Raw genomic sequence first — 10343 nt, 5'->3', positions numbered from 1 at the left:
GTTTCAAGCTCCTGTATGATGGCGAGTTTCTCTACTGCACGATATTGATTTTTTTTAGCCATGAAAAAACCCCCTTAAGGTAGCAGGTTTTATTATTTAACCTGTCTACCTTAAGGGGAGCATATCACGATGCGAGGGCCTCTTTTTGATTTCGGCGAACGGCAAGGCTACAATGAATTCAACTGCGTTGGGACGAGATTATAAAAAAGCCGCGCCAGTACGAAGCGCGCAATGGCTTAGCGGAAGGGGGATCGAGGTGTCGTTTAGAGATTACCGGATATACGGGAAACCGCTCGCCAGAGCTGCGGCCATCTTTATTCTCATGAATATCAACCGTTTGTTTAGCGGTCCCGTGTACCAGGTCGGGCTGAACCTTGTGATTTGGGCTACTTTTTCCGTCATATTGTCTTTCCCGAGATCGTGGTGGACAAAAACACGGCTATTTGCGGCAGGCTGCATCATTATTATTGAAGCCGCGCTCGGTCTGTTCTGGTTCCATGAGATGAAGCCGCTTTATTTCATCGCCGTTTTCATTTTTGCCGCCTCGATTCACTTGTTCATGTCCACATCACCGATCCCGGCGATGGCGGTCATGTTTGTCACGGCACTGCTGTATATCAAATTCGGGCGTGAGGACCTATTCAACTTCATCTCATTCGGTCTGTTCGCGTTTGTTCTTTATTTTACGATACGAAGCCGCAAGCAAAGAAATGAAATGTACGAGTTGAACAAGCGCCATTTGGCGGAATTGCAGGAGGCATACGATCAGCTGCAAGAGGCGTCCGTTACTTCCATGCAGTATGCGGTTTTGGAGGAAAGGGCGCGTATCGCCAGAGATATTCACGATGCGGTTGGCCACAGTCTGACCTCGCTAATCGTTCAAATGCAAGCGATGCGCTATATGATCAAAAAAGATCCCGTCCAGGCGGAACAGTCTCTGGAGGAAATGCTGTCCGTAGCCCGCCAAGGACTTCAGGATATTCGCACCTCCGTCCATTCTCTGGCAGGCGATCGCTCGATTCCCGGCGTCATCCCCTTAAAGGCGCTGCTTTCCCGGATGGAAACTTTCGCCTCCGTACGCTATACGTTTCATGCCGATTTCAATGAGGAAGAGGTCGACGCCGGTGTGTACGGAATTTTGTTCAGGGTGCTGCAGGAAGCGATCACAAATATTATTCGACACTCCCGTGCCGCACATGTGGAAGTCATCCTGAGAAGAGAGTCGGGAAACTTGACCATGCGCATCCGGGATGACGGCATGTTGCAATCCGGTCAAATCATCAGCGAAGGATTCGGCCTGAAAGTGATGAAAGCCAGGCTTGAGGAAAGCGGCGGCCGCCTGCATTATTCGATTCAAGAACCGCACGGGTTGCAGCTTATTGCCGAAATTCCGGCGTTCGATCCGAACCTGCGGCATGCTAATGAAAAGGAGGACTAACCATGCCGACCGACCAGAAAATCAAAGTGCTGCTCGCCGACGATCAAACGATGATCCGGCAAGGGTTTGGATATGTCATCGGATTACAATCCGATATGATGCTCGCGGGCGAAGCTTCCGACGGGAAAGAAGCGGTAGAACTGGCCGTCCAACACACTCCCGACGTCATCCTAATGGATATTCAGATGCCGCGTTTGTCCGGAATCGAAGCAGCGCAGGAGATCCTGCTGCAGCTGCCGGATACAAAGATTGTCATATTGACCACCTTCGACGATCAGGAGTATATATATCAAGGCATTCGAGCGGGAGCGGTCGGGTATTTGCTGAAGGATGCAGAGGTGGAGGACATGCTGGAAGCGATTCGTTCGGCGTATCGCGGCGAAGCCGTATATAAAACGGGATAGGCGGCGAGCGCCATTTCAAGAGCGGTCGCCACAGGCTCCCTTATTCCCGGCCCGATTCGCGGCCAAACACCTCTGCTTGAGCCGTTGACGGAACGGGAGCAGGACATATTGCAGGAGATGGCTTACGGACTGCGCAACGATCAGATCGCTCAAAAGCTGTTCATTACCGAGGGAACCGTAAAATCGCATGTTCACCGTATCTTGCAAAAGTTCGGGTGCGAGGATCGGACGCAGGTTGTCGTAGCGGCACTCCGCAATGGAATGGTGAAATAACTTAATTGAGAGCAAACAGCGGACTCGTGCCTCAAAGCAAGATGAGCAACCGCGATTCAAAAAGGCCAGTATCGATAATTTATCGATACTGGCCGTATGACCACTAAATATTGCTTATATATATCATGATCCTACCACTCGGCTACCGTGCCGTCCGCGTTGCGCCATACCGGGTTTTTCCAATCATGGCCGACCCGCGCCATCTCGCGAACCTTTTCCTCGTTCACTTCAACGCCGAGCCCCGGTCCTTGCGGAATATCGACAAATCCGTCCTTGTAGCGGAACACCTTCGGATCGACCAAATAGTCGAGCAAGTCGCTGCCTTGGTTGTAATGGATGCCGAGGCTTTGCTCCTGGATGAAGGCGTTCGGCGAGCAGGCGTCGACCTGCAGGCATGCGGCCAAAGCAATCGGCCCAAGCGGACAATGCGGTGCGAGCGCCACGTCGTAGGCTTCCGCCATCGCTGCGATTTTACGCGTCTCCATCACACCGCCCGCATGAGATACGTCGGGCTGGATAATATCGACGATACCTTGCTGCAGCAGTTCCTTAAAGCCCCAGCGCGTATACATCCGCTCCCCTGTGGCGATCGGCGCCGAAGTGTACTTCGCGATCTCTTTGAGCGCTTCGTTGTTCTCCGGAAGCACCGGCTCTTCAATGAACATCGGGCGGAACGGCTCCAGTTCTTTGGCTAATATTTTGGCCATCGCCTTGTGCACCCGCCCGTGGAAATCGATCCCGATCCCGAACTGCTTGCCGCCCACTTCGCGGACAGCCGCAATCCGGTTGAGCACTTCTTCGATCTTATCGAACGAATCGATATAGTGAAGCTCTTCCGTGCCGTTCATCTTGACGGCCGTGAAGCCGGCTTCGATCTGCTTCTTCGCCGCTTCCTTTACATCGCTCGGACGATCCCCGCCGATCCAGTTGTACACGCGGATGCGGTCGCGGCACGCACCGCCCATCAGCTCATACACCGGCGCGTTGTAGAACTTGCCCTTAATGTCCCACAGCGCCTGCTCGATGCCGGACATGGCGCTCGTTAACACCGGACCGCCGCGGTAAAATCCGCCGCGGTACATCACTTGCCACAAATCCTCGATCCGAAGCGGATTTTGCCCAATCAAATACGAGCTCAGCTCTTCAACCGCCGCTCTTACCGTATCCGCACGGCCTTCGACGACAGGCTCGCCCCAGCCGACCAGACCGTCGTCGGTCGTCATTTTCAGAAACAACCAGCGCGGCGGCACTTTGAACAATTCGATCGATTTAATTTTCATTAGTCATTCTCCTTCATGGCAATATCGATTAACCGATGCAGCAAGAGCGACGCGATCGGATCAACCCCGTACAGGTCGAGCAGCTTCCAAGTTACGACGGTGACGGCTCCTTTGCCGAGCGGATGACGGACGATGGATCCACCGTTTTGCCCGAGCCACCCCTGGAAATATCCCGCGATGACTTCTCCGGCTTCGGCGATCCCGGGATTGCCGAACATGTTGACCGTCCGCTTCACGCCGACCTTCTTGTAATCGGCAAACGGCAGCACATAGTCCGGATACAGTCCGCCCGCTTCCCATCCCATTTCGCGGTGCAGCGGAATACCCCGGAAAAAGTCGGGATCGACGTAATTGAGCGAGGACGCGCGCGGCCAGCTTTCCCCCGGAGGCAACTCGCGGAACGTGAACGGTCCCGATGCGGACAGCTTGTCGCCCTTCTCCGCTAGAAACAGCACCCGTCCGCCTTGGCGGGCGAACGTCTCGATCTCCTTGTCCAGGCAATCGGTGACGGCAACCTTGTCCAAGCTTAAGCCGGAAGCGATCTGCCAGCCATGCCGCTGCAGCTTGTCGGCAAACGCCGGACTCATCCGGTGGACCGTGATCGAAGTCGTGTCCTCTGCCTGCAGCAGGCATTGCGCTTTCGGCGTGATCGTCAGTTCATATTCGTTGCGCGCAATGAGCTTTCCTTCAGAATGCCACTCCAGTTCCAGCCGTTCGAATGCCGCCGTCGCAGTCTCGGGAACGGCAAACGCAAGAGCTTGCGGCAGACGGTTCCACGATCCGCTGCATTCCGCCGCGATTTCGCCTGCCAGGCCGGATTCGGCCAAACGCCAGCGCACCACGCCGCTGTGAGGCTCAAGATCGTCGTTCGTCAGAACAAGATCCCAGGCTACCGTTTCGCCGGACCATACATTTGCCGCAGCAATTTCGGCAAAGACGCAAGCGGCTCCGTTGAAATCGGCCAAACGGTCGAAGCCTTCCTTCGGCTGACGCAAAAAGTCGAGCCATCCGTTCGTTTCCCACTCGATGTCGGTGAACTCCGTTACGACGTATCCGCCGATCGCCGGCCTTTTGCGCATTTCTTCGACGAGCGATTTAACCGCGCGGAACATGCGGCGCTGCGAGTGCACCGCGAGCCGCTCAAAACCGCCGAACGTCCGATCCAAACCGAATTTGTTCATATTCTCCATTGCTGTCGTCGGCTTTTTGTAATCGTCTTGGTGTGTTTCTTCGCCTTGATTGACGAACCACCATGGCTCGTTGCCGTCATAGAACGTCTTGAGCCGTTCTACATCGGGAAGTCCCCATACCCCGAATTCGGATACGATGATCGGTTCCCCTTGGGAACGATACGGCTTCACGAAGTTGGCGTCGGGATCGCCGATGACGAATTCGTCCAAATCTTTGCGCCACTCGTCCAGCTGGTCGGGACAAGCAAAGTAACGGTGATGATCGTTGATGTCGGTCTTGATATGGGTCCAACCGCTGTTGTCGCAAATAAGTCGGGTCGGGTCCCATGCCCGTACCGTGTCTACCAGCTCGGCTACATGGCGCTGCTTCTCGGGGTCGAACTCCAAATCCCATTCAAGACCCCATTCTTCATTATATATCGACCAAATAATAATGGAAGGATGATTATAATCCCGCTTCAGCATCGCCCGGAGCTCCGCCACAAATCGTTCCCGCGCCGACGCGGTCCATTTGACGTAGTTCGGCGGTTCCGCCCAAATCAGCATGCCGAGCCGATCGGCCCAATATAAGTATTCGGGCGTTTCCACTTTAATATGCTTCCGCAGTAAATTAAAACCCATCTGTTTGGCCAAGGCGATCTCGCGTCGAATATATGCCTCGTCCGCCGCCGTATATATCGTATCAGGGTAAAATGCTTGATCGAGCGCGCCGCGAATATAAACCGGCTGATCATTTACATAAATACGCCCGTCCTTTTGCTCCACTTTACGCATCCCGAATGTCGTAACATATTGATCCGTTTCCGTCAGATGATCGACGAGGATAAGTTCGATTTCATATAAATGCGGCTGCGCCGGAGACCATAGTTTCATATCCGTCGCACTCACCTGCAGGTCGACTTCCCGCCGTTCCCCCGGCTGAACCGTCGGCACTTCCAAGATTCCTTCATAAGAAGAAGCTTCGAACGTATCGGCGTCCCCGCAAGCATGAGGCCGAATCGTATATTGCAGCTTCAAGTCACCGGGAGCGTCACTTGTCAGCTCGACTCGAACGTCCAGCTTCATGGAATCCGTATCCGGCGTAATCATGGCGCTCCGGATATGAGCGGCGGATCGCTCCTCGATCCGCACCGACTGCCAAATCCCGCTGACCCGCGTATACCAGCTGCCCTGCTTTCCGATCGGAATTTCCGCATTGTCCTTCGGATCGAATACACTGACCGTTACTGTGTTGCAATCCCGGATCAGCCCGGGCGGGATGCGCAGCTCGAACGGGGTAAAGCCGCCCTCGTGCTCGCCGATCCATTCACCGTTCCACCATACGGTACAGCGATAATCGACGGCGCCGAAGCATACGTAATGCTGCCGCTGCCCCGACCAACCCGTTAACTCGACTTCTCTTCGATACCACGCAACGCCGTTATATCCAACCAGGTCGCCGCCCTCGCGCTGCCAGATGTGCGGAACCTTAACCTTCATGGCATCTTGATTCCATTGTTTCTCGTGCCAGGCTTCTCTCTCTCCAATCTGCAGCGGGTCTTTGACAAAAAGCCATTCCCCGTCCAGACTCCATATTTGTCTCATGCTGTCTCTCTCCCTCGGTTACTTGATTCCGGTCATCGTTATGCCTTTAATAATATGTTTCTGGAACAAAATAAACGCGAGAATGGCCGGCAAACTGGCCAGTACATTGGCCGCCATCGGGATGATCAACTCCGCGGTATAAGCGCTTTGAAACGTCGGAATCCCGACAGGCAGTGTCATCATCTTCTCCTCAGTCACGGCCAGGAACGGCCACAAGTAGTTGTTCCAGGAGGTGACGAAGGTGAATATGCCGAGCGCCGCCATGGACGACCGGGACAACGGCAGGAACAAGCTCCAATAAACGCGCAGCCAACCGGCTCCGTCGATTTTGGCGGCCTCCACCAAATCTTTCGGAATGCCGTCATAAAACTGCTTCAAAATAAATACGCCGAGCGGAGCGGCCAAGCTTGGCAAAATTAAAGCAGGATACGAATTGATCAGTTCCATATCGACCATAATTTGAAAAAGCGGAATGATTTTCGCTTCGATCGGCACCATCAGCCCCATAATGACAAGCCAGAAAATAACCGTCTTTCCGACGAATTGGAGCCGGGACAGCGCAAAAGCCGCCAGCGAGTTCAGAACGATCGTAACTACGGTCGTCACGACGGCGACGAACGTACTGTTCCATGTCCAATTCCAAATGGACGCGTTGCCGAGCACATATTTGTAATTGTCGAGCGTAAACGGAGGCTTGAACAGCTCCCCGATCACCGTAACCGCGCTGCCGCCGGGCTTAACTGCCGTGACAATCATCCAAACGAGCGGAATGAGCCAGACGACGGCCAGTCCAAAGCTGGCCAAATAAAGCAGTAGACGGCCCAAGGACATTTTTCGCAAGCTGTGTGTCATGTGGTTTCACCTTCCCGTACTAGCCGTCAGTCTTTATTCGACAGCAGCTTGAATTGGATGATCGCGAACGCGATCGTGACGACGAACAGCACATAAGACATCGCCGATGCGAATCCCATGTCGCGTTCGATAAACCCTTTTTCATAAATATATTGAACGAGCGTCCGAGTGGACGTCCCCGGTCCGCCCTTCGTCATCAAATACGTTTGTCCGAACAGCTTAAAGGACGAAATGGTCTGCAAAACCACCGTGAGCAGCATGACGCTCTTGATCGAAGGCAGTGTGATGGCCGTAAACTGGCGCCAAGCGTCTGCACCGTCAATTCTCGCCGCTTCGTAGATGTCCTCCGGAATTTCCTGAAGCCCGGCCAAGAACAGCACCATATTAAATCCGACGGTCCACCATACGGTAGCGATCAACACCGAAATCCAGGCCAATTGCGGCTGATCGAGCCAGAACAGCTCCTGCACGACGCCCAGCTTATGCAAAAACGTATTCAACAACCCCGTATACGGCTGCAAAATGAATACCCAAATGCTCGAAATGACCGAGATGGACAAAACAAACGGCAGGAAAAACACCGAGCGAAGCAGCGTCGTTCCTTTCAATTTCGCGTTGACGATGAGCGCCAATCCCAGACCTACGACAATTAAGGTAGGCGTTGAAATCAGCACGAAGTAAAACGTATTCCACAGCGCTTCCCAAAAATAACGGTCGCGGAACATCTCTGCGTAGTTGGCAAGCCCTACGAACGTGTAGTCCATCGAAATGGACACTTTGTTCAAGCTTGTCACGAAGCCCCGAATAATGGGGTAGAGCATAAACATCGAGTAAATGATCAGGAAAGGAAGCAAGAATAAGTAAGCCGCGATATTCTCGCTCTTTCGTCTCCACAGCTGTCTCACGGCGCAATCCTCCTTATCAGAAGCAGAGTGCCTGAGAACCGGCCCCAGACACTCTCGTTCCATCCATTATTTAGCCAGCAGTTCGTTAATCTCTTTCTCCGCCCGCTCCAGCGTTTGCTCCGGCGTTGCCTGACCGTTCATCATTACGTTGAGGTGCTTCTTGAATATATCCTGCACGGCCGTAATCTTCGGCGAATTCGGCATATAGCTGACGTAATCCGCGATTTCCACGTAGTCACTGCGGTATTTCAGCGCCTTGAATTCATTGGATTGCAGAACGGACGGCTTACTTGGCACATGGCCCGCTTTGGCCCAGGAAGCTGCGTTGGAAGCGATCCAGTCCGCGAACTTGAGCGCCGCCGTTTGCTTCGCTTCGTCGGTATTTTTTTGCACCGGCAGCACGAACGTGTGGGAATCGCCCCAAGTCGCTTTGCGCTCAAACAGCTGCGGAATCGGCGTAGCGATAAATTTCAAATTCTGGTTTTGCTCCAGCGAGCCGGTCATCCACGCACCGTTGAACATCAATGCGCCTTTCGCCGCCGTAAAGATTTCGCCGCCGTTCTTCGTATTTTTCGGCCACAAGTCTTCCGTTACCATTTGATTCATCAACGCAAGCGCCTGCTTGCCCTTGTCGTTGTTGAAAGCGGCTTTCTTGCCGTCATCGCTGAGCAGCTTGCCGTTCATTTGGGAGTACAAGGTCCACCAGATGCGCAGCGGTGAATCGCCATTGGAGGTGGCGGCCACCGGGAAGACGCCGGCCGGCGCTTTCGACTTGATCGTTTGCAGCGTCTTCATAAATCCGTCTTTGCCGGCTTCCAGCTTTACCTTGCCGTTCGCGTCAACGAGTCCGGCATCCTTCATGATACTTTCGTTCGCGAACAGGATAAGTGCATGCGTATCCAGCGGCACCGCGTAATTTTTCCCGTCGACAATCGTCGAATTCAGAATGTTCTTGCTGTACGTATTCCAATCGATACCGGCTTTCTGCGCCGTACCGCTGAGTTCCTGAATCATTTTCGCCGAGGTCAGCTCCGCCAGCTTGGATGCATGCGCGATCGCAATATCCGGAGCTTGGTTCGACGCGATGGAGGTTTGCAGCTTGGTGTAATATTCCTCGGCCTTCAGGTTCAATATTTCCACTTGAATGTCGGGATGACTGCTGTTGAACTTCGTAACAAGCTCTTTCATGAAATCACCATCCCCGCCGCTGAACGGAGCCCAATATTTCAATTGAACCGCAGCCGGTTTGGAACCGCCTTCATTCGAGCCCGCAGCAGGTTCTTTCCCGCAGCCTGTGATGACCCCCGTCAACAGGACAGTGCTCAGTACCAAAGCGCTTAACTTTTTCATCGTAATCCCCTCTCTGTTGTGTTGTCGACGCTTTTATTATTACATATTTAGTTGTTATATTTCAAGTATATTGATAATAAAAATTATGCCAAAGCCAGGAACCGTTTTTTACCTCAAACGGCCCCTTCTTTTCTCATCGGTGTCCCTTCGGCACATATTTGATTTTCATAAGCAGATCCTGCTCGTAGTTGCCGAATTTCTTGCCGAAAAGATTCATGCCTCCTACGTTTTGCGCATTCTGCTTAATCCCGAGGCGCAGCGAGATGAACGGCTTGTCCAGCAGACCCAGATCGCCGATCTTGATGCCGGAGATGCTTAACCCGTCAACGTAGCTTCCTTCGCTATTAATTTTCCAATTTTTCAGCAAACCATACTGCGTATTGTTCGTTCCCCACCAGGAAGGCGTCAGAAAGCCTCTTTCCCCGCCGAAATCTCCCGGCGACGTCCAGGTGCCGATCTCTTGGCCATTCACCCAACACGTAATATCCGACGGCCAGTCCGGCTTATGGTAAGGGGCCTCCGAGCATAATTCAAGCGAAAACTCCAGTTCCTCGACCTGCGTGCCGTAAGGGATCCGGTTCGGAAAGTGGTATTCCACGTACCCGGAACGGAACCAAAGCAGCTGCGCCTTTTTCCGGTCAGGCTCATAGAACGAACGCGGGTCGTCCTGCACGAGCAGAATGCCTTCCTCGCTGAGCAGCCCGCAGGTCGGCTGAACCTCGCAGTTCACGAACTCGCCGATCGGCAGTTCAATTTCCACCACATGCTCCTGCTCCTTCTCCCGTTCCGTCAAATTGATGATAATGCGGTCGTATTTCTTCGAATTGACCTTTTGCGTTCCGCGTCCCGGCACAATTTCCGTCGAGATGATGCCCGCATCCTCCAGCTTCTTGATGTTGACCGCCGCGGTAGAGAACGGCAGCTTCATTCGCTCTGCGATCTCATTGACATTCTGCGGGCCTTCCGTCAAAATGCGGACCATTTCCATCCGGTGCTCGTTGGCTAACGTCTTGCATATTTCAAGCGCTTCGTGCAGCGTCAATTCTAACGTTCTCATCGATTGTTCC

Annotated in this window: 7 protein-coding genes and 1 pseudogene; 2 read left to right on the top strand and 6 right to left on the bottom strand. The window is 53.4% G+C overall.

Annotated features, from left to right (window positions below; genetic code table 11):
• The first annotated feature begins 256 nt into the window (after positions 1-256).
• Together ACFQI7_RS34800 and ACFQI7_RS34795 are read left to right on the top strand one after the other, a co-directional pair.
• Positions 257-1438 (top strand): sensor histidine kinase, encoded by a 1182-nt coding sequence (locus ACFQI7_RS34800; protein ID WP_218102774.1) that lies wholly within the window; start codon positions 257-259, stop codon positions 1436-1438.
• A 2-nt stretch (positions 1439-1440) separates the two neighbouring features.
• A pseudogene (locus ACFQI7_RS34795) lies at positions 1441-2115 on the top strand (response regulator).
• A gap of 131 nt (positions 2116-2246) precedes the next feature.
• Here the strand turns inward: ACFQI7_RS34795 and dgoD are convergent.
• The 6 genes from dgoD to ACFQI7_RS34765 all read right to left on the bottom strand — a co-directional run bounded on the left by dgoD (position 2247) and on the right by ACFQI7_RS34765 (position 10333).
• Positions 2247-3395, bottom strand: a complete 1149-nt coding sequence (gene dgoD / locus ACFQI7_RS34790; RefSeq protein WP_218102775.1) for a galactonate dehydratase — start codon at positions 3393-3395, stop codon at positions 2247-2249.
• Complete coding sequence (locus tag ACFQI7_RS34785; RefSeq protein WP_218102776.1) at positions 3395-6169, bottom strand: glycoside hydrolase family 2 protein; 2775 nt, start codon at positions 6167-6169, stop codon at positions 3395-3397. Before ACFQI7_RS34785 ends, dgoD begins: the two co-directional genes overlap by 1 nt.
• Before the next feature lie 18 nt (positions 6170-6187).
• The gene (locus tag ACFQI7_RS34780; RefSeq protein WP_230415634.1) at positions 6188-7021 is read right to left on the bottom strand and encodes a carbohydrate ABC transporter permease; all 834 of its coding nucleotides are present in this window, start codon (positions 7019-7021) and stop codon (positions 6188-6190) included.
• Positions 7022-7047: 26 nt separating this feature from the next.
• Positions 7048-7926, bottom strand: a complete 879-nt coding sequence (locus ACFQI7_RS34775; RefSeq protein ID WP_230415636.1) for a carbohydrate ABC transporter permease — start codon at positions 7924-7926, stop codon at positions 7048-7050.
• A 66-nt stretch (positions 7927-7992) separates the two neighbouring features.
• The gene (locus tag ACFQI7_RS34770; protein WP_218102778.1) at positions 7993-9276 is read right to left on the bottom strand and encodes an ABC transporter substrate-binding protein; all 1284 of its coding nucleotides are present in this window, start codon (positions 9274-9276) and stop codon (positions 7993-7995) included.
• 133 nt (positions 9277-9409) lie between these two features.
• The gene (locus ACFQI7_RS34765; RefSeq protein ID WP_218102779.1) at positions 9410-10333 is read right to left on the bottom strand and encodes an ArsR/SmtB family transcription factor; all 924 of its coding nucleotides are present in this window, start codon (positions 10331-10333) and stop codon (positions 9410-9412) included.
• Positions 10334-10343: the final 10 nt, after the last annotated feature.

The sequence above is a fragment of the Paenibacillus allorhizosphaerae genome, assembly GCF_042659105.1.
Classification (GTDB): Bacteria; Bacillota; Bacilli; order Paenibacillales; family NBRC-103111; genus Paenibacillus_G; species Paenibacillus_G allorhizosphaerae.
The sequence above is the reverse complement of the archived record's forward strand: the minus strand, read 5'-3'. Positions and strand labels throughout refer to the sequence as shown.

What these genes read in the sequence shown, in the direction of transcription:
- ACFQI7_RS34765 (WP_218102779.1), bottom strand. Translation starts at nt 10,333, where the DNA reads ATGAGAACGTTAGAATTGACGCTGCACGAAGCGCTTGAAATATGCAAG.
- ACFQI7_RS34780 (WP_230415634.1), bottom strand. Translation starts at nt 7,021, where the DNA reads ATGACACACAGCTTGCGAAAAATGTCCTTGGGCCGTCTACTGCTTTAT.
- ACFQI7_RS34785 (WP_218102776.1), bottom strand. Translation starts at nt 6,169, where the DNA reads ATGAGACAAATATGGAGTCTGGACGGGGAATGGCTTTTTGTCAAAGAC.
- ACFQI7_RS34770 (WP_218102778.1), bottom strand. Translation starts at nt 9,276, where the DNA reads ATGAAAAAGTTAAGCGCTTTGGTACTGAGCACTGTCCTGTTGACGGGG.
- dgoD (WP_218102775.1), bottom strand. Translation starts at nt 3,395, where the DNA reads ATGAAAATTAAATCGATCGAATTGTTCAAAGTGCCGCCGCGCTGGTTG.